Source organism: Shewanella schlegeliana, assembly GCF_016765635.1.
Classification (GTDB): Bacteria; Pseudomonadota; Gammaproteobacteria; order Enterobacterales; family Shewanellaceae; genus Shewanella; species Shewanella schlegeliana.
This window is the reverse complement of the sequence record NZ_JAESVD010000001.1, coordinates 151,951-172,230: the sequence shown is the minus strand read 5'-3', so window position 1 is coordinate 172,230 and position 20,280 is coordinate 151,951. Positions and strand designations below refer to the sequence as shown.

Sequence of the window (20,280 nt, the reverse complement as noted above, 5' to 3'; positions counted from 1 at the left end):
CACAATTGTGAATAGCGTCACACGGATAATGTCACAATTCTTCGATTTACTGGTACCATTTATCAAACGACTGCATTAGGGAGCATCATGGATAAAATGTATCGCAAATATGGCATTACCAGCATCAAAGCCATTGAACATCTAGTACTCATTATTATCGCAATCGCCACTGTAGTAGCGATTGGCCAAGAGATTAAACATATTTTTGAAGTTGGTGCAGTGGCCCTTGCGGATCTACTGTTACTATTTATCTATTTAGAAGTGCTGGCAATGGTGTCGCATTATGCCGAATCAGGCAAGCTGCCTATTCGCATGCCACTTTACATTGCTATCGTCGCTCTTGCGCGATATTTGATTTTAGATATGAAGGCGATGGATGACTGGCGAATTGTTGCGATTTCAATCTCTACGCTTGTCCTCGCTGCCACGGTTATTATAATTCGCTGGGGACAGCTAAAATTACCTTATCCCCGTCCCAAAGAAGACGAGCTATAAGATTTATCTAAAATAGCAAATGATAAGCACTCTGAGTGATACCTTCGAGTGCTTAGCTTCTCAGTATCATCTTCAGTTTATCCTTTGCCTTTAATACCCTATTAAAATCAACCAATCCCAGCCTAGGTCTTTAATTGCGGGCACAAGTGGTTTAAGCTCATATCTGTTTATGCAAAATAACTTGATATAATAGCGATCACATTAAATATGTGATCAACCAGCGGGAGTTCTGAGCCTTTAGACAATGCAGAGGATCGAAGCTAATCGTTATTCGATATCAAGAGCAACTTGCGCAGTATACAGGGCTTTGACCTGCTCACATGTTTAATATGATTGTATAAGGATAATCGGTATGGAAACCTCGCAACAAGAAAGGCGTAGCTCCCAAAGAGTCGATATGGAAGATGAGTCTGTTACTATCGCGATTCACAGTAATGCAGGCATACATTCGAAATCAGCCATCTGCTTGGATCTTTCTCGCCGAGGCGCACTACTAGAATACAATCAAGCATTAGCACTAGGCACCTTAATCGAGATAACCTTTAATCAAGGTTATGATAACGAGAATACCATCAAGGGCCAGGTTTGCCGTTGTACTAGCATCAGCGATACTCGTTGTCACATCGCATTACAACTCATTTAGTCATGCTATAAGCTGCATAAAAAAGCCTAACATCGTTAGGCTTTAATATATTCTTAGATGCTGTTAGTGGTTACAGATCCGATCAGCAGCGGTCTCTATACCGTTCTGCGAATGGATAAACTTCCCTTTTTTCTCAAGAAAAGCGATTAGCTCATCTGCATCCATCTCTTGTGCAGAGCAAGTGTGGTAACGTGCCTGCTCACCAAACTCTTTATGCATTAATGATTTTAACGCCTCTTTAGTTAAAGATTGCCCGTGCGCTAACATAAGCTCCATCACCTGATGGCCGTGAATAGAATCTGACATATTGCCTCTAATATTAAGCTGTATATATAAGGCACTTTATACGCTATCCCTATATTCAAAACTTTGATCTACTTTGCACTCGTATTAATAGTCATAAATTTTTGTATGAAATTAGTGTCAATGCACACTATATTAAGCATTTGATTTTGCTTAAACAGCCTAAGCTAAGCCACTCTTTCAAAGTGAGTCTTCCATGTCACTAATATTATTACTAACACAACAGATGAGCCTCTATATGATGATTGTCTACCTTGTTAGTAAAACCCCCCTTTTTAAAGTTTTTACCGAGGCCGCGACTCGCCTTCCCCACAAGGTTTATATCTACTTTATCTTCTCAGGCTTTTGCATTATGGCCACCTATTTTGGTGAACAGACCAATGATGCCATCGCCAATACTCGAGCCATGGGCGCCGTACTTGGAGGCTTACTCGGCGGGCCAGTTACGGGTTTCTTAGTCGGGCTCACAGGCGGGCTACACAGATACAGCATGGGCGGATTTACCGATCTGGCCTGCGCTATCTCGACTACCTTGGAGGGCTTATCTGCTGGAATGGTGAGTTATTACCTACGCCGTATCGGCCAACAAGAAATGCTCTATTCACCATTACTGGTGTGCGTGGTGACCTTTACAGCTGAAGTGATGCAGATGCTAATTATTCTAGCCGTTGCTAAACCTTTTGCTGATGCCTTTGCACTCGTGGAACAAATAGCGCTGCCAATGTTGTTGATCAACTCTATCGGTGCCGCACTATTTATGAGTATCATACGCGACCAAAAAGCCATGTATGACAAGATGTCGTCGGTATTCTCAACTCAGTCGTTAAGGATTGCTGAGCGCAGTGTAGGAATTTTGTCGACAGGTTTTAATGAAGAAACCAGTAAGCAGGTAGCACAAATTATCAAAGAGGAAACGCAGGTTGGCGCGGTAGCTATTACCGATACTGAAAAACTGCTGGCCTTTATCGGCATCGGCGATGACCACCATATTTCGGGTACGCCGATCTCTTCTAAAATAACTCAAGATGCTATAGATCAAGATAGAGTGATGTTCGCCGATGGCGTCAATGTGCCCTATGCATGCTCAATATCAGACAATTGTCAGCTGGGTTCCAGCTTAGTGATCCCGCTTAGATCTGATGCCGAAGTTATCGGAACCATCAAACTGTACGAGCCGAAGAAAAAGCTGTTTCTCAATATCAATAAAACCCTAGGCGAAGGTTTAGGACGACTGCTATCGAACCAAATTCTTTATGGTCGCTTTGCCGTTCAGCAAAACTTATTAGTTCAGTCTGAACTGAAGTTGTTACAAGCCCAAGTCAATCCACACTTTTTGTTTAATGCGCTAAATACCATCGCAGCGATTATCCGCCGCGACCCTAATACTGCACGGCAACTCATTCAAAACCTATCGCAGTTTTTACGGATCAACTTAAAACGCACCACGGGACTGGTCACTCTCGCCGATGAACTTGAACATATTGACTCATATCTGACTATCGAAAAGGCACGCTTTATCGATAAATTAACGGTCAATATTGATATTCCAGAGTCATTATTGCATTGCAAACTGCCCGCCTTTACCCTGCAGCCAATCATTGAGAATGCGGTGAAACACGGCACTTCAAACATGCTAAGTTCCGGCGTCATCACGGTTAAAGGCGAGCTATTGGCAGACGAGACACTACTACTGTCTGTCACCGACAATGCTGGCCTTTATAAGCCAAAAACCGACAGCGAAGGCTTAGGCATGAATATCGTCGACAAGCGGATCCAAAACATATTTGGCGCACAGTTTGGTATTGCAATAAACTTTGAACCAAACCAATACACTACAATTAGCATTCACCTACCAACAAAGGGATCTTAAGCCTTGATTAGCTGTATCATAATTGACGATGAACCTTATGCCAGAGACGAGCTTGCTATCTTGCTTGAGAACGACCCTGATTTTGAAGTGGTAGCCCAATGCAGTAACGCCGTTGAAGCGATGCAAGCCATCGCAAAGTATAAACCTGAGCTGATCTTCCTTGATATTCAGATGCCCAAAATATCCGGCCTTGAACTCGCGTCTATGTTAGACCCGGATAATCTCCCTAGGATCGTGTTTGTGACAGCATTTGATGAATACGCCATCACTGCATTTGAAAAACAGGCATTCGATTACCTATTGAAGCCGATTGATGACAATCGTTTCGCCTCGACATTAAACCGATTACGCAAAGACCTGACACCTAAGCAACTCGGCCCCATCGCCACTGAAAAGCTTGAGCATATCCCCTGCTTTTGCGGCAATAGGTTAAAGGTGGTGGCCACTGATGCCGTACAATTTATCTATAGTGATATGAGCGGCGTGCATGTTGCGACCGCCAACGAGCTTGTGCATACCCATATGACATTAAGAGTACTAGAGGAAAAAACCTCGCTTATCTATTGCCATCGGCAGTACTTAATCGCTCCTAAGGCCATTGCCGAAATCGAACTGCAAGAAGCGGGTGCAGAGGTCACAACTCGCTCTGGCGCTAAGGTGCCAGTATCTAGGCGCTACTTAAAGCAACTCAAACAACTTTTTGGGTTCCAATAGCAATAAAAAGTTCAACCGCTAAGGTCGCCATATTACCGCTGACCTTAGCTATCTGACCGCTTAGCTATTTGGAACTTTCTGACTCTATAAATAAGTTTACACTCCCAGCCATTCTATGTTTGGAGAGTTAATTAATATGACGTGGTTCTTGCTTTGCGTCGGTCTGTTGATCGGTGGCTATTTTATTTATGGTGCATTTGTCGAAAAGGTTTTTGGCATCAATACAAATCGTCAAACCCCTGCATTTACCAAGACTGACGGTGTCGATTATGTACCTATGTCTAAAGGTAAAGTTTACCTTATTCAGTTACTCAATATTGCTGGTGTAGGCCCAATCTTTGGTCCTATCCTCGGTGCACTTTATGGCCCAGCGGCCATGTTATGGATTGTGCTTGGCTGTGTATTTGCAGGTGCAGTACACGATTATTTCTCTGGCATGTTATCTGTTCGCAACAATGGTGAGTCGGTACCTAACCTTGCAGGTAAATACCTAGGCAAAGGTGCTAAGCACTTTATGAACGTGTTTGCCATCATTCTTCTGCTTCTAGTTGGGGTGGTATTTATCTCGGCTCCTGCTGGCCTTTTGGCTAAGCTAACAGGTTTGGACTTGAGCATTTTCGTTGGTATCATCTTCGTATACTACTTGATCGCAACCATCGTGCCTGTCGATAAGATTATCGGCCGCCTCTATCCGTTCTTCGGCGCTCTGCTAGTGTTTATGTCTGTTGGTCTGACTATCGCGTTAATCATCTCTAGTGAGCACACTTTATTACCAGGCGTTGAAGTCGGTGACTTCCTAACGAACTTAAACCCGAATGACATGCCTCTATGGCCTGCCCTATTCATCACGATTGCTTGTGGTGCTGTCTCAGGTTTCCACGCAACTCAGTCACCACTAATGGCGCGCTGTGTTGAGAATGAATCAAATGGTCGCTTTGTATTCTACGGCGCTATGATCGGTGAAGGTATTATTGCCCTTATCTGGTGTGCTATCGCACTGTCTTTCTTCGGCGGTGTTGAAGGGCTAAATGCGGGTATGGCGGGTAACCCTGCGAACGTCGTTTATGAAGCTTCAACAGGTCTTCTAGGCGCGGTAGGTGGTTTCCTAGCGGTACTAGGGGTTATCGTACTGCCTATCACCTCAGGTGATACAGCGTTCCGAAGCGCCCGTCTGATTTTAGCTGAGTTCTTCAAAATGCCACAAACAGAGCTGCCAAAGCGTCTAATGTTTGCTATCCCATTATTTGTTGCTGGTGCGGTATTAACTCAGGTTGATTTTGGTGTCATTTGGCGCTACTTCGGTGTTGCTAACCAGACAACTGCAGTAATGATGTTATGGACAGCATCTGCGTACCTTTTACGTCACAACAAACTGCATTGGATCTGTACGGTTCCGGCCATGTTTATGACAACGGTTGTAATTAGTTTCCTATTGAGCTCACACACGCTAGGAGCAGGCCTACCAATGACAATCTCAACAATTGCAGGCGTAGTATCGACCTTAGTGATCACTGGCCTAGTTATTGTTAAGACTAAAGGTAAAGGCGAAATTGAAATGGTAGCGGAAGAGTCTTAGTACTTCTGCGGTTCCGCCACAAAAAAGCCAGTCAAACGACTGGCTTTTTTACGTGCTAAAACTTCACTCTATACAAACAGTAACACCTTATCTGTCACCCTTGAGCAATTCAGGTTCAACCAACACGCTATTATCGTTATCAGAGATCCAGATCTGGCCTTCACAAATATTAAACTGCAAAGACATGTTGCGACCAACCAGCTGCCCCATCGCTTTCACAGCTTCTTCTGGAATATTCCAAATCGTTAAATTGCCGTAGCGCTCAAGCGTCGCTTCATTTTGCTTCCACCAAATAGGCACACTACGACCGCCGTAGGTAATGAGCTGTACTTGTTTAGCACGCCCACACGCTTTACGTAACCATTTCTCGTCACTCTGCCCAAACTCCACCCATAGGTTGATTTCATCGGACAATGACTTATCCCAAAGCTCAGGCTCATCATCGACACATAGTCCTTTGCTAAACGCCAAACTGTCACTGGCATTCATGGCAAAGGCAAGCAGTCTTACCATCATACGTTCATCGGTTTCTGAAGGATGCTGGGCTAGCGTTAACTGGTGATCTTGATAATAACCACGATCCATATCGGCGATTTGGATTGCGACTTTAAATACGGTTGCTTTAAGTGCCATGGGAGTATTCACAAATAAATTTGCGCCAAGTTTACCTCAAATTAAACAGCCAGCACACGATCAAGGCATTAAAAACAACACTGTTCTAGCCTCCTTGGTTAACGAATGTAAAACTTATCTATCTGATGAACTAAAAGGTGATGAGCTAAAAGCTGCCCGGTCTTAAATATCTGGCATCGACAAACTGCTCAGATAAACGCTGCATTTCAGCGGGGTCACCATAGACAAGGCATGACTCTCCGGTGGTTAACTGTTGCTCAATCATGTCATCATCGAACTCAGCCAAAAAACTAGCGTCTCGCCTTAACAACTCATTAAGTTCAAAAGGCACAGGAGAAGTGGCATAAGTCACTTCGATCTTTTGCAGGTAAGGCATGGCGCCAATAGGTAATAAGTCGGCTGGTGTTGAGGTATCGATCAACAACAACTCGCCTCTCGTTGTTTGCAGTGAAAAACAGGCCTGGTAATGTTCAGGCGTGTTTTCGTCAAAACGCTCAGCATTGCGCTTAAAAAAATGCTCCCAAAATACTCTTCTTTGTTTAAATACAGGCAAACGTTGCTGAACCTCTTTGCGGTGCTCGGCAATAAAATCAAATAAAGGATTGATCGAAAGAGGTAACCAAGACTCCAGTCGCGCTCTGAGTTCTCGTGCGTATACGGGTGCAGCACCAGCTGTGCTTATCGCAATCTGTAAGCGACCTCTATCGACAATGGAAGGAGTGATAAAGCGGCAATGCTTTGGATTATCTACCACATTAGCCCAAATCCCTTGCCGCTTGGCGATACTCGCTAGACGTTCATTGAGCTGCTTATCTGCGGTGCAAAGATAAATAAGATCGTAACCTGTGATATCAGAGTCACTAACTGGTCGTTGTTCAAGGGTTATGCGATTTTGATTGACATAGTTGAGGGTGTCTTGGCAAACATCAATTGCGATAACGCGAACACTCGCCTCAGTGCGACAAAGTAGGTCCAACTTGCGACTGGCGACATCGCCAGCCCCAATAATAAGCACCCTAAGAGCTTGGGTATCAACAAACAGCGGAAAGTATTGCATTTATGAGCTGCACCTATGCGATAGTTTACGACTTCTTTAGTCGTGTTCTATCGGCAATTGTCGCTCAAGCCAGGCTTTATAACCACCCGCTAACGATACCACTTTCGAATAACCCATAACCTGAAGATTATTTGCAGCCAGTGCAGAACGATAGCCGCCGCCACAATACAAAACCAATGGGCTTTGTTTATCGGGAAAACGTGTCTCGATATCTCTCTCAATAATACCTCTGCCTAAATGCTGCGCGTTAGGTAGGTGTCCCTGCAGCCACTCAGAGTCTTCTCTGACATCGAGTAAGTTCCAGTCTGTCATAGATTGGTACTGCTCAACTGTCACTTCGGTGATCTTAGGTAAAATACTTTCTACTAATGCTAAAAATGCAGGATTATGTTTCATTAACTGTACTTCTCACTTCGCTCAGCACTGCAATTCCAGCAGAGCTCAAAGCTGGATTCATTGATTTCATGGCAGTTAACACACTTCCATTGTGGACACTGTGCGTTTAACGATGCCATCTGTTTTTTTGCGATTTCGTATTGGCTTTCTGCCACCCAAAGTTCGACATTTTGAATGCCTGTTGGTAGCTCACCTACACCACCTAACAGTGCCTCACCTTTTAACTCAACCTGTATACCACTGGACTCCAGCATACCTTTCCAAGTATGAGCCTCTAGCAGATTCCCTGCTGCAACCAAACGTGTCTGCTCTTCCATGTTATTTCCTACTGCTATTGCTCTGTCGGCAAATTAAGGGACAAAACTTCAATAAGCTCACTTTAAAATAGGTTTACATGCTACAGCGAAATCGACAAGTCTGTCGAGTGCTCTGTTTTTAAACAACACAAAACACTTAGCCTAGGGGGAATAGGTGGGATTTATACTCACCTTTACAAAAATTAAAGATAATTATCATCGAATAGCGCATAAAAAAGCCACCTCAAGGGTGGCTTTTCTGTACTTATACCTATTAAGGCATTAGTGCATCTTGATCTGCACCTTCTTTCTCAACTTCAACAGGCATCATGTGTTCACGATTAATGCCTAGCTTGATAGCCAAGAAGCTCGCCACGTAGATTGACGAGAAGGTACCCACAAAAATACCCATCAACAATGCTGTCGCAAAGCCATGGATCATTGTGCCACCTTTGAGGAACAGAGCCACAACTACAACCAATGTTGTACCAGTCGTAATAATGGTACGACTCATGGTCTGAGTGATTGAAATATTCACCACTTCTTCAGGCGTACTCTTACGCAACTTTAGGAAGTTTTCACGAATACGGTCAAATACCACGATGGTATCGTTCAACGAGTAACCAACAACGGTCAGCAAACCTGCGAGTACAGTTAGGTCAAACTCAAGCTGTAGCAGCGAAAACACGCCTAAAGTAACGATAATATCGTGCGCAAGTGCCGCTACTGAACCCAGTGCTAAACGCCATTCAAATCGGAATGACACATAGATAAGAATACAGATTAGCGCGACTAAAACCGCTAATCCCCCCTGCTCTGCAAGTTCTTTACCTACCTGTGGTCCCACAAATTCGACACGCTTTTGAACAACCGATGAATCCAGTTTGGTTACGGCATCCATCACGTCGTTAACTTGATCTTCGCTCTTAAAGTCATCTTTCACAGGAAGGCGAATAAGCACGTCGCGGCTAGAACCAAAGTTCTGAACCACTGCGCCACCAACAGCCTCAGTAGAAAGATTTGTGCGAATCGCATTTAAGTCAGCTGGCTTAGAAAATTCAAGCTCTACAACTGTACCGCCGGTAAAGTCTAGGCCCCAGTTAATACCTTTTGTCGCTAAGGTAACAATTGAACCTAGCACTAACACAGCAGAGAAGATGCTGATTGGCAGTGCATGGCGCAGGAAGTTGACTGTGCCTTTAACATTTAAAATCTGTAACATTATCAACTTCCCCTTAAATAGACAGTTTCTTCACGCGTTTACCACCCCAAATCGCGTTCACGATTGAGCGTGTACCCACGATAGAAGTAAACATAGAAGTAGCGATACCGATCATTAGGGTTACCGCGAAGCCCTTCACCGCACCTGTACCCACGGCAAATAGAATAAGCGCCGTCATAAAGGTAGTGATGTTAGCATCGGCGATAGTTGAGAATGCGTTACCGTATCCTTCATGAATCGCTTGCTGTACGCTGCGGCCATTACGTAATTCTTCACGAATACGCTCGTAAATCAATACGTTACCATCAACTGCCATACCGACTGTTAACACCATACCGGCAATACCCGGCAGTGTTAGCACTGCTCCTGGGATCATAGACATCACGCCCACAACCATTACCAAGTTAGCCGTTAGTGCAAGGTTTGCGATTAGACCGAAACCACGGTAGTAAACCAACATGAAGATTAAGACGACAGCCATCCCCCAGATCATCGCTTGCATACCGTTTTGGATATTTTCAGCACCTAGGCTCGGACCAATGGTACGTTCCTCAACGATATAAACAGGAGCGATTAGCGCACCAGCACGTAGCAATAGCGCTAAGTTCTGTGCTTCTGCATGCTCAAGGCCTGTGATAACAAAGTTACGGCCAAGACGTGCTTGAATGGTAGCAACCGAAATCACTTCTTCAATCTTCTTCATCTTAACGCTACCGTCGGCATTCTTTTCACCGGTATCTTTATACTCGATAAATAGCGTTGCCATCGGGTTGCCGATGTTGTCTTTAGTGACATTCGAGAAGATTGAACCACCTTTAGCATCAAGGTTAATTGATACTTGTGGACGACTATATTCGTCGAAGCTTGGCTGCGCACCTTGAATATGATCACCGGTCAACATAACCGCTTTTTTCAAGACGACTGGACCACCGCTGCGGCGCTGATAAAGCTCAGAACCCGCTGGTACACGGCCACTCATTGCAGCTTGAACATCGGCTTTTTGGTCAACCATATGGAATTCAATCGATGCCGTCGCACTCAAAATTTCTTTTGCGCGAGCGGTATCTTGAACGCCTGGTAGCTCAACAATAATACGTTCAGCACCTTGACGTTGCACAACAGGCTCCGCCACACCTAACTCGTTTACACGGTTACGCAGTGTGGTGATGTTTTGCTGTAGTGCTTCTTCTTTAACCTGTTTTAAATAAGCTTCACTTGGATTAGCAACAAGGACATAGTCATCGCCAACAGTCTTGTCGACGAAGACCATGTCATTGCTGCGAGACTTAAGAAAGTTTTCGGCTTTCGCTAAAGTCTCTGCATCGCGAAACTTAATCTCGATGCCTTTGGCGCCATTACGAATACCCGCGTAGCGAATTTTCTCAGCTCGTAAATCAGTTCTGAAGTCTGCAACCTTGGCTTCGCTCATCTTACGAAGCGCTTCGCCCATATCCACTTCCATCAAGAAGTGAACACCACCACGCAAATCTAAACCTAGCTTCATAGGCGATCCGCCCATGGCCTCTAACCACTTTGGTGTAGCTGGTGCTAAGTTTAATGCTACGGTGTACTTGTCGCCTAACGCATCGCTAATGATTTCTTTAGCAACTAACTGCTCTTCACCATTATTTAAGCGTACTAACAACTGACCATTTTCAAGCTCGGAACGCTTAACAGCGATACCTTTGCTCTTTAATACTTCATTTACTGTCGACAGAGTCGACGCTGAGACCTCTGCTCCTCGAGTTGCAACCACTTGAACTGCGTGGTCTTCTCCGAAAAGGTTTGGTATCGCATAGAATCCACCTATGGCGATAATCAATATCACCATTAGGTTTTTCCACATCGGGTATTTATTTAACACGCCATCGCCCTCTTGGCTTAAAGTGACTTAATAGAGCCTTTTGGCAATACGGCCGCGATATAATCCTTCTTAATCGTGATTTCGCTTGTTTCGTTGATAGTCAACAAAACGTAGTCGTTTTCATCACTGATCTTAGCGATTTTACCTAGAATACCGCCACTTGTTAGCACTTCATCACCCTTGCTCAAAGAGCTCATCAGGTTCTTGTGCTCTTTAACGCGCTTAGATTGTGGACGGAAAATCATGAAGTAAAAAATTAGGCCAAAAATGACCAACATGAAAATCAATTCCATCGTGCCACCAGCGCCGCCAACAGGTGCATCAGCTGCATATGCGTTTGAAATAAACATAGTATTCTCTTCTTCTTGTCTGAGTTAAAATTAATCGGTTAATTCAGGTACTTCAGGTACTTCTCGACCTTGGCTGGTATAGAATTCCGTAACAAAGGCGTCTAATGTACCTGTCTCGATAGCGCCACGCAAACCTTCCATCAATCTTTGGTAATAACGAAGGTTATGAATGGTGTTTAATCGAGCACCCAAAATCTCATTACAACGATCTAAGTGGTATAGATATGCCCGAGAGTAGTTCTTACAGGTATAACAATCACACTTATCATCGAGTGGTGAAGTATCATCGCGATGACGCGCATTACGGATCTTGATAACACCTTCACTAGTAAACAGATGACCGTTTCGAGCATTTCGCGTTGGCATAACACAGTCAAACATGTCTACACCGCGACGTACGCCTTCAACTAAATCCTCAGGTTTACCTACTCCCATCAAATAACGTGGTTTATCAGCTGGAATTTTTGGACAAACATGCTCAAGAATACGGTGCATGTCTTCCTTTGGCTCGCCAACTGCTAAACCACCAACAGCGTACCCATCAAAACCAATATCGACTAGGCCGTTTAAGCTTTCGTCGCGTAGGTCCTCATAGACACCGCCTTGAATAATACCAAACAGAGAGTTCGGATTTTCAAGTCTGTCAAACTCATCGCGTGAACGCTGCGCCCAACGCAGTGACATCTGCATCGATTTACGTGCTTCATCTTCGGTTGCTGGGTACGGAGTACATTCGTCAAAAATCATTACCACATCGCTGCCTAATGAATCTTGAATTTGCATCGACTTCTCAGGATCTAAGAAAATCTTTTCACCGTTGATCGGTGAACGAAAATGCACACCTTCCTCAGTGATCTTACGGATATCACCCAAGCTAAACACTTGGAACCCGCCCGAATCAGTCAGGATTGGTCGTTGCCAGTTCATAAAGTCGTGTAGATCACCATGCTTACGCATGATCTCTTCACCTGGACGTAACCATAGGTGGAATGTATTACCAAGCAGGATATCGGCACCAGTAGCACGCACTTCTTCAGGTGTCATACCTTTAACGGTGCCGTAAGTACCTACAGGCATAAAAGCAGGTGTTTCAACCGTACCACGTTCAAAAATCAAACGACCACGACGAGCACGGCCTTGAGTTGTATCTAATTCAAATTTCATTTTTCACCTCGCCAGAGAAACAGTCTGACCTGAGTCGACTCAACCATTGAGCCTAAGATTATGACAAACATAAGGGCGAACAATTCAGTATCAACCCTAACTGCCAAAATATGCATTAAAAGTGCAGATAAAAAAATACCCACTTCATCTGAACTGGGTATTTTAAAGCAATTTGGATAATTAGTTCGCTTTTTTGGTCACAAACATGGCGTCGCCATAGCTAAAGAAGCGGTATTTTTGAGCGATCGCGTGCTGATAGGCGTTTTTTACCTCATCGAAGCCGGCAAAAGCACTTAGCAACATGATAAGGGTCGACTCCGGCAGGTGAAAGTTTGTCACCATGGCATCGACCACTTGGAACTGATATCCAGGATAAATAAAGATATCAGTATCACCACTAAATGCTTGTAACTGCTCAGGCGATGCTTTGGCTGCACTTTCGAGTGAACGAACCGATGTGGTACCAACGGCAATAACGCGATTGCCTCTGCTCTTTGTCTCGGCAATTAAATCAACCACATCTTGTGGTACTTCGGCCCATTCAGAATGCATTTTATGGTCGAGGATATTATCGACTCGTACAGGCTGGAAGGTACCAGCACCAACATGCAGAGTTACAAATGCAGTGTTGACGCCTTTTTCTTTTAATTTAGCAAGCATGGCATCATCAAAATGTAAGCCTGCAGTCGGTGCAGCGACAGCGCCTGGGTTTTGGTTGTAAACCGTTTGATAGCGCTCTTTATCCGCGTCTTCATCGGGTCTATCGATATAAGGCGGCAATGGCATATGCCCAACCTCTTCCAGCACTTCAAGTACGGTTTTGTCGCTCTGCAGTTCAAGCTCAAACAGTGCGTCGTGTCTTGCAACCATCTTCATCTCGTAGCCACCATCTAAACAGATAATCGCATCGACCTTCGGAGATTTAGAACAACGAACATGAGCTAAGACTCGCTTGTCATCAAGCATACGCTCAACCAAGATCTCGAGTTTACCGCCAGACTGCTTTTTACCGAACATACGCGCAGGAATGACTCGGGTATTGTTAAATACCATCAAATCACCAGGACTGACTTGCTCTAGAATATCGGTAAATTGCAGATCAGCTAGCTGACCACTATTACCGTCAAGCGATAACAGTCGGGATGCTGTCCGCTGAGCCGTTGGATAACGGGCAATTAACTCATCTGGGAGTTCAAAAGAAAAATCTGCAACGCGCATGGAAAGTCTCTACTGTATCTAAATCGGCCGCTAGTCTATGGCTAGAGCTACAGAAGATCAACAATCCAATCCTAAAAAACAGCCAAAACTGCCCGTTTAAGACAATAAACCGGAATATTAATTGAACGACTTAAACTTGCTAGACTGCTGTCTCGCCGCGTTATCGGGAGTTTTGCTATCCAAGTCTTCTATGCGATAGCGGTGTTGTTCGTAAGGAATATCAATTTCGACTTTTTTTCGTCTGACTTGAACGCCTCTGCCCAACTTTTGGGTTAACCAGTTCCACATCATCCTTGATCCTCAAACCGTTTAATTGATGGGTAAATTACAAATTATACGATGCACATCCTTTTAGAAGCCCTAGATCTTGAATTATTTCAAGAAAGAATTTCCTTCGCACCGTCCTGCATGATAACGTGAAGTACGCGAATCACCAAGTATAAAATATGAACTTTCTTGCACACCTGCACTTAGCAGATAATAGCCAAACCTCTCTGGCTGCCAATATTGCTGGCGATTTTGCTAAAGGCAGTATTGAACATTTCCCTAAACACCTTCAGCAAGGAATATGGCTCCACCGCCAAATAGATCAGCTCACTGACAGCCACGAGATCACCAAAGAGCTGTTGACAATATTTCCCAAGTCATTAACTCGTGCAGCCCCAATTATCATCGATCTGAGCTTTGATCATATGCTGGCAAAATACTGGGACGAATATCATCAGCAAAGCCTCGAAGATTTTGCTACCAAAGCCTATGACGCCATTGATGACTGTGAAGGACTTCCTGAGCAACTGGTATCGATAGCGCCTAAGATGCGTCAAGAAAACTGGCTAGTAGCGTATCAAACTCGTGAAGGCCTCAATCAAGCACTCGCCTCAGTTGCGAAACGCGTCTCTAAGCCAGAGATTTTTATTGGAGCACAAGAGTGTGTCAAAAAGCTGGATACTGAAATCGAAATTGCGTTTCGCACTTTTTATCCGCAGCTAATGGCCTATAGCCGCTTATGGACCCGCAATACCCCACCTGAATATCTGTAGTCGCTGTTGACTCAGTGAAACTTGCGCAAGGGATTAGCATCCCAAATAATTTGAGTCATTTTTTAACTTAAGATTAAGTCATCATGCTAAGTATTTGCTAGAATTGCGCCGCAATAGGAGAATTCATGCAAATATTTAGCTATCAGCCCCCCTGTATTCCTTGGTTAGATATCCGTTATATCGACCGAGATATTATCGTTATCAATAAGCCATCAGGCTTACTCTCTAATCCCGGTATCGCTGAATATACTCACGATTGTGCGTTGACGCGTCTACAGCAACGTTTTAAAGATTGTATTCTCGTACACCGCTTAGACTGCGCGACCTCAGGCATTATGGTATTTGCCCGCAACAAAAAGGCGGAGTCTAGCCTTAAAACCCAGTTTCAAAACAGGCAAACACAAAAAACTTATATCGCAGAAGTGGACGGTATACTGACACAACAAAGTGGTGTCATTGAGCTCGCCATTGGGGCTGATAAACTTAACCCTCCTAAACAGATGGTCAGCGAGTCAGGAAAGGCTGCTATAACCCATTTTAAAGTGTTACAGCAAAAAACTCACAGCACTCTAGTTGAACTAAAACCTGTCACAGGTAGGACGCACCAACTAAGGGTACATATGCTAGCGCTAGGGCACATTATTTTGGGCGATGATTTTTATGGTGATGAAAAAACTCTAAAAGCCGCTAAACGATTGCAGCTGCACGCCCAAGAGTTAAGCTTCACTCACCCCTATTCAGGTAAAACAATGCACTTTAAAAGCGCTCATTCGTTCTAATCAAAGCTTAAGTTTCAAGATCGAAAAAAGGGGCATCGGCCCCTTTTATACTTTAAGCGATTACAGCTAGCCCTTACTGGCAATGCAATGGGTATTAAGCCGCCTCAACATTTCTCTTTGCCGTGTAATAACAGTTAGTTGAGTTACAGAATTTAAGCTCATTCCCCGTAGTCAACATAAAGTATTCACCAAAAATATTACCGCCCTTATCTTCAAGCTTGATGCCCTCTTCAGTTTCCTCTGAAAGCATCTCATCTAGGCTATGGCAGCCGTCTAGGTACCAAGTTTCTAAATAATATTTACCCGCTTGTTTATAAAGGGTGATTTTATCACCGAGCAGCGGTCTTTCATCTGTCCAGCGACCCACGATTTCACGAGAGTTAAGCTCATCCTCTCGCCAAGACAGACGTCTACGCTTTTCAACTACTGACATTTCCATCTCCTTGAGTTTTGCTTCTCGCTCAATTTGAATAACTTCATTTGTCTTATCGCGCACAACTACCATCTGCTCGTTCCCTCTATTAAAAAGTATTTGTAATATTTTTGTTAACCAAACCAACTGTAAACAAAGAAAGCAATCACAACGATACCGCTACCTTTTACTAAAAAGTGTATCGCAATATAAAATTTAAAACGCGATATAAATCACTTTCTATGCATTACTTTAGTAAATCCGCATAAAAACACAAGCGCAACAAGCCAACATACCGTTTTTTAACCTTTATCTTATTAGATTTGATATAACTCTATGGCTGTTAAACTATTCTAATAATATAACGTGGGACTCTCGATGAAACTCAATCGCCGACACTTTTTAAAAACCGCCGGAATCTCAGCCGCAGGAATACTCACCTCACAGCTGCCGCTATCGTCCGCCGAAGCAGTACCGAGAAAGCCCGCTACAGGCCAATCGGTAATGGGCTTGATCGTGCCAAAAATGGAAACGGTGCGAGTCGGTTTTATCGGCGTTGGCCAGAGAGGCTCAGGACACGTAAAACATTTCTGTCACTTAGAGGGTGTCGAGATCAAGGCGATCTGCGATACCGACACGCAAGTTTTAGATAGATCGATTGATTTTGTTACCGCGCAAGGTCTAGCAAAACCAGCTCGATACACAGGTAGTGACCAAGCATACAAAGAATTACTTGAACGTGATGATATCGATATTGTGATTATCTCCACTCCTTGGGAGTGGCATGCGCCCATGGCTATCCATACAATGGAAAGTGGCAAACACGCCTTTGTCGAAGTGCCATTGGCTCTGACAGTCGAAGAGTGTTGGCAGATTGTCGACACCGCCGAGCGGACACAGAAGAACTGTATGATGATGGAGAACGTCAACTATGGTCGTGATGAGCTAATGGTGCTCAATATGGTTCGCCAAGGCTTATTGGGTGAGCTGTTACATGGGGAGGCAGCCTATATTCATGAGCTTCGCTGGCAGATGAAAGAGCTCGACAGTAAAACTGGCTCATGGCGTACCTACTGGCATACTAAACGAAATGGTAATCTGTACCCAACTCACGGTTTAGGCCCAGTGTCCCAATATATGAATATTAATCGTGGTGACAGATTCGATTACCTAACTTCAATGAGCTCCCCTGCTCTTGGGCGCGCCTTATACGCTAAACGTGAATTCCCGGCGGATCATGAGCGCAACCAGCTCAACTACATAAACGGCGATATCAATACCTCCCTTATAAAAACCGTAAAGGGTCGCACCATCATGGTTCAACACGATACCACTACGCCACGCCCCTATAGCCGTCATAACTTAATTCAAGGGACTAACGGCGTGTTTGCAGGTTTCCCAAACCGAATTGCCATCGAGCACGGCGGCTCAGGTAATTACCATCAATGGGATAGAGACATGCAAAAATGGTACGCTAAATACGATCATCCACTCTGGCTAAGGATGGGAGAAGAAGCTGAGCGTAATGGGGGGCACGGCGGTATGGACTTCTTGATGCTGTGGCGCATGGTCTATTGCTTAAGAAATGCCGAACCACTCGATCAAGACGTCTATGATGGCGCGGCGTGGTCTGTGGTGAATATTCTCAGTGAAGAATCGGTCAATAACCGCAGTAACTCGGTTAACTTCCCTGATTTTACTCGAGGTGCATGGAAAACCGGTAGGCCGCTAGGGATTGTTGGCGCCTAAAAGCATCAAGATTATCGGGTACAATAAACAAAAAACCCCGCTAATGATATTTAGCGGGGCTTTTATGCTAACGAGTATCTCAGTACCTTATTTCAAGGTCGCAATGATAGACTTAAGCGTTCTCTTTTCTTTCTGCCGCTTCACATGCCGCCGCAGTAAAGATAACGTCTGTAGAGCTATTTAAACCTGTTTCGGCTGAGTCTTGAATCACACCGATAATAAATCCAACCGCAACAACCTGCATCGCCACATCATTTGAAATACCAAACAAGCTACATGCTAATGGGATAAGTAGCAGTGAACCACCTGCGACACCCGACGCGCCACAAGCAGAAATACCAGCAACAACACTTAATAGAATCGCGGTAAGCATATCCACTTGGATGCCCATAGAGTTAGCTGCTGCAAGCGTTAAGATTGTAATCGTAATTGCCGCGCCGCCCATGTTAATGGTCGCACCTAATGGAATAGAAACTGAGTACGTGTCTTCATGTAGCTTTAACTTTTCACATAACGCCATATTCACCGGAATATTCGCAGCACTTGAGCGAGTGAAGAAGGCTGTGACACCACTTTCACGAAGACAAGTAAACACTAACGGATATGGATTGCGACGTATTTTAAAGTAAACAATCGCAGGGTTAATGATCAGTGCCATAATCGCCATTGCGCCAAGAAGCACCAATAATAGATGCATATAGCCAGCAATAGCACTAAAACCAGTGCTTGCGAATGTAGATGAAACTAGACCAAAAATACCAATCGGTGCCAAACGGATAATAAAGCGAACCATCTGAGATACGCCATGACTCACATCGGCGAATACTAGCTTAGTTGAATCGGTAGCATGATGTAGCGCTAAACCGAGACCGACACCCCAAGCTAAAATACCGATATAGTTGCCTGTCATAACCGCGTTAACTGGGTTATCAACTAACTGGAACAACAAGGTATGAACAACTTCGCCGATACCTTCTGGCGGGTTAGCCTGAGCCGCATCTAGCGTTAATGCTAGTGTGGTCGGAAACGCAAAACTCATCAATACAGCGGTAACCGCCGCAGAAAACGTACCAAATAGATATAGAATAACGATTGGACGCATATTGGTCTTGGCATTCTTCTTTTGGTTCGCTATCGATGCAGCAACAAGGATGAACACTAATATTGGTGCGATTGCTTTTAGGGCACCAACAAACAGTTCACCTAAGAAAGCCACACTCTCAGCACCGGTTTTTGATACGGTTGCTAATACAATACCAGCAATAATACCTACGAGAATTTGTAACACTAAACTGCCGTCTGCCAATCGGGCAAACAAAGATGGTTTTTGATTCATTTCTTAACCTGTCGTTTTTATAGTATGCAACTATTCTATTTAAGTTCACTATTAGGTGAACCTTAAATAAAATTAATCTCCCTTCGACACAGGTTGTATCGGATGTGGCAACTATTGTCTACCTTTACCAGACAAATAAGCTCGGTTATTACTCATGGTTAACATATTGCTAATAATGCCCTAAAAATTAGCCATCTCTGTTGCTTTTTCAGCCCCGCGTAACATAGCTTCAATCAACTCATGGGCATCAAATTTTGTCAGTGCTTCATTGGCACCAACTTGGTGAGCCTGACTAACACTGATCTCGCTGGAAAGAGAAGTATGCAGAATGATATAAGCAGAGGCGATTGCTGGGTTATTCTTAACTTCGAATGCCAGCTCATAACCATCTAACCCTGGCATTTCGATATCACTGACTAAAATATCAATCGCACGATGCTCCCGCTCAGCCTGCTCCATGATTGACAATGCTTCTTTGCCATCGGCGGTAACTTGATAAGGTATATTGATACTGTCCAGCGCATCACTCAGTTGTTTACGTGCAACCTTTGAGTCATCAACCAGCAGGATATTGAGTGGCTTTAGATATTCACGCTGCACATCGGTCAAGATGGCACGAGTGGTTTCAGGGCTAGCAGGGAACACTTTAGAAAGTAGTAACTCCACATCGAGTAGCTGTACCAATTTACCGTCGATTTTGGTCACGCCAGTAAGGTAAGCGTTCTTGCCCAAATTAGTCGGTGGTTTCTCAATATCACGCCAATTACATTCAATAATCTTATCGATAGCTCGTACTAGAAAGCCAATGACCATTCTTTGACAGTCAGTGATAATGATATAGCTATCTTTAAGCTCCTCATCGCTTATCGGTCGATAGCCAACTGCGGCAGCCATATCAACTATTGGGATCGTTGCGCCACGTATGCTTGCCGCCCCTAATATAGTGGGGTGAGAATGCGGTATGGCGCTCAATGGGGTATAGGGAACCAATTCGCGTATTTTTAGGGTGCCCAGTGCGAATAACTGTGTCAGAGAGAGTTTAAACAAGAGTAAACCTTGAGACTGGCTTGCCTTACTCTTCATCTTATTACCACTTATTGCATTCATCTTAATGGGCCGCTTACTACAAATATATTTGAGCAAACTCTAACTCAATCATACTA

At 44.2% G+C, this 20,280-nt stretch carries 22 protein-coding genes; 8 read left to right on the top strand and 14 right to left on the bottom strand.

Annotated features, from left to right (window positions below):
* Positions 1–87: 87 nt before the first annotated feature.
* Together JMA39_RS00840 and JMA39_RS00835 are read left to right on the top strand one after the other, a co-directional pair.
* Entirely contained in the window at positions 88–495 is a 408-nt protein-coding gene (locus JMA39_RS00840) for a phosphate-starvation-inducible protein PsiE (RefSeq protein ID WP_202719946.1), read from the top strand.
* Between the two features lie 352 nt (positions 496–847).
* Positions 848–1,138 carry a PilZ domain-containing protein gene (locus JMA39_RS00835; protein WP_202719945.1) on the top strand — a complete coding sequence of 97 codons (291 nt, stop codon included), beginning with the start codon at positions 848–850 and terminating at the stop codon, positions 1,136–1,138.
* Between the two features lie 63 nt (positions 1,139–1,201).
* Here JMA39_RS00835 and JMA39_RS00830 read toward each other — a convergent pair whose 3' ends face one another.
* On the bottom strand, positions 1,202–1,444 hold the full coding sequence (locus JMA39_RS00830) for a YecH family metal-binding protein (protein ID WP_202719944.1): 243 nt from the start codon (positions 1,442–1,444) through the stop codon (positions 1,202–1,204).
* A 193-nt stretch (positions 1,445–1,637) separates the two neighbouring features.
* On the opposite strand from JMA39_RS00830, the gene JMA39_RS00825 reads away from it, so the two are divergent.
* The 3 genes from JMA39_RS00825 (at position 1,638) to JMA39_RS00815 (ending at position 5,601) form a co-directional block, all read left to right on the top strand.
* Positions 1,638–3,311 (top strand): sensor histidine kinase, encoded by a 1,674-nt coding sequence (locus JMA39_RS00825; RefSeq protein ID WP_202719943.1) that lies wholly within the window; start codon positions 1,638–1,640, stop codon positions 3,309–3,311.
* A gap of 3 nt (positions 3,312–3,314) precedes the next feature.
* Positions 3,315–4,025 (top strand): two-component system response regulator BtsR, encoded by a 711-nt coding sequence (btsR, locus tag JMA39_RS00820; protein ID WP_202719942.1) that lies wholly within the window; start codon positions 3,315–3,317, stop codon positions 4,023–4,025.
* Between the two features lie 136 nt (positions 4,026–4,161).
* Entirely contained in the window at positions 4,162–5,601 is a 1,440-nt protein-coding gene (locus tag JMA39_RS00815; protein ID WP_202719941.1) for a carbon starvation CstA family protein, read from the top strand.
* Between the two features lie 87 nt (positions 5,602–5,688).
* Here the strand turns inward: JMA39_RS00815 and JMA39_RS00810 are convergent, their stop codons facing one another.
* From JMA39_RS00810 to JMA39_RS00765, 10 genes are all read right to left on the bottom strand, one after another.
* Positions 5,689–6,234 carry a YaeQ family protein gene (locus JMA39_RS00810; protein WP_202719940.1) on the bottom strand — a complete coding sequence of 182 codons (546 nt, stop codon included), beginning with the start codon at positions 6,232–6,234 and terminating at the stop codon, positions 5,689–5,691.
* A 145-nt stretch (positions 6,235–6,379) separates the two neighbouring features.
* Positions 6,380–7,291, bottom strand: coding sequence for a precorrin-2 dehydrogenase/sirohydrochlorin ferrochelatase family protein (locus JMA39_RS00805; RefSeq protein ID WP_202719939.1), 912 nt, complete (start codon positions 7,289–7,291; stop codon positions 6,380–6,382).
* Between the two features lie 36 nt (positions 7,292–7,327).
* A complete protein-coding gene (locus JMA39_RS00800; RefSeq protein WP_202719938.1) occupies positions 7,328–7,687 on the bottom strand; it encodes a rhodanese-like domain-containing protein in 360 nt (119 codons plus the stop codon).
* On the bottom strand, positions 7,687–8,004 hold the full coding sequence (locus JMA39_RS00795; protein ID WP_202719937.1) for a putative signal transducing protein: 318 nt from the start codon (positions 8,002–8,004) through the stop codon (positions 7,687–7,689). The genes JMA39_RS00800 and JMA39_RS00795 overlap by 1 nt, the downstream gene beginning before the upstream one ends.
* Positions 8,005–8,257: 253 nt before the next feature.
* Positions 8,258–9,205 carry a protein translocase subunit SecF gene (gene secF / locus JMA39_RS00790; protein ID WP_202719936.1) on the bottom strand — a complete coding sequence of 316 codons (948 nt, stop codon included), beginning with the start codon at positions 9,203–9,205 and terminating at the stop codon, positions 8,258–8,260.
* A 13-nt stretch (positions 9,206–9,218) separates the two neighbouring features.
* Positions 9,219–11,069 (bottom strand): protein translocase subunit SecD, encoded by a 1,851-nt coding sequence (gene secD / locus JMA39_RS00785; RefSeq protein ID WP_202719935.1) that lies wholly within the window; start codon positions 11,067–11,069, stop codon positions 9,219–9,221.
* A gap of 17 nt (positions 11,070–11,086) precedes the next feature.
* A complete protein-coding gene (gene yajC / locus JMA39_RS00780) occupies positions 11,087–11,419 on the bottom strand; it encodes a preprotein translocase subunit YajC (RefSeq protein WP_012154722.1) in 333 nt (110 codons plus the stop codon).
* 30 nt (positions 11,420–11,449) lie between these two features.
* A complete protein-coding gene (gene tgt, locus JMA39_RS00775; protein WP_012276660.1) occupies positions 11,450–12,583 on the bottom strand; it encodes a tRNA guanosine(34) transglycosylase Tgt in 1,134 nt (377 codons plus the stop codon).
* Between the two features lie 180 nt (positions 12,584–12,763).
* Complete coding sequence (queA, locus tag JMA39_RS00770) at positions 12,764–13,801, bottom strand: tRNA preQ1(34) S-adenosylmethionine ribosyltransferase-isomerase QueA (protein WP_202719934.1); 1,038 nt, start codon at positions 13,799–13,801, stop codon at positions 12,764–12,766.
* Between the two features lie 117 nt (positions 13,802–13,918).
* Complete coding sequence (locus JMA39_RS00765; protein WP_202719933.1) at positions 13,919–14,092, bottom strand: hypothetical protein; 174 nt, start codon at positions 14,090–14,092, stop codon at positions 13,919–13,921.
* A gap of 155 nt (positions 14,093–14,247) precedes the next feature.
* On the opposite strand from JMA39_RS00765, the gene JMA39_RS00760 reads away from it, so the two are divergent.
* Together JMA39_RS00760 and JMA39_RS00755 are read left to right on the top strand one after the other, a co-directional pair.
* The gene (locus JMA39_RS00760) at positions 14,248–14,841 is read left to right on the top strand and encodes an acyl carrier protein phosphodiesterase (RefSeq protein WP_202719932.1); all 594 of its coding nucleotides are present in this window, start codon (positions 14,248–14,250) and stop codon (positions 14,839–14,841) included.
* A gap of 125 nt (positions 14,842–14,966) precedes the next feature.
* On the top strand, positions 14,967–15,620 hold the full coding sequence (locus tag JMA39_RS00755; RefSeq protein ID WP_202719931.1) for an RluA family pseudouridine synthase: 654 nt from the start codon (positions 14,967–14,969) through the stop codon (positions 15,618–15,620).
* Positions 15,621–15,714: 94 nt separating this feature from the next.
* Here the strand turns inward: JMA39_RS00755 and JMA39_RS00750 are convergent, their stop codons facing one another.
* Positions 15,715–16,125, bottom strand: coding sequence for a hypothetical protein (locus JMA39_RS00750; protein ID WP_202719930.1), 411 nt, complete (start codon positions 16,123–16,125; stop codon positions 15,715–15,717).
* Positions 16,126–16,410: 285 nt separating this feature from the next.
* Here JMA39_RS00750 and JMA39_RS00745 point away from each other — a divergent pair, with 285 nt between their 5' ends.
* Positions 16,411–17,781 (top strand): Gfo/Idh/MocA family protein, encoded by a 1,371-nt coding sequence (locus JMA39_RS00745; protein ID WP_202719929.1) that lies wholly within the window; start codon positions 16,411–16,413, stop codon positions 17,779–17,781.
* Between the two features lie 112 nt (positions 17,782–17,893).
* On the opposite strand, the gene sstT is transcribed toward JMA39_RS00745, so the two are convergent.
* The gene (gene sstT / locus JMA39_RS00740; protein ID WP_202719928.1) at positions 17,894–19,117 is read right to left on the bottom strand and encodes a serine/threonine transporter SstT; all 1,224 of its coding nucleotides are present in this window, start codon (positions 19,115–19,117) and stop codon (positions 17,894–17,896) included.
* Between the two features lie 180 nt (positions 19,118–19,297).
* Entirely contained in the window at positions 19,298–20,200 is a 903-nt protein-coding gene (locus JMA39_RS00735) for a chemotaxis protein CheV (protein ID WP_202720347.1), read from the bottom strand.
* Between the last annotated feature and the right edge of the window lie 80 nt (positions 20,201–20,280).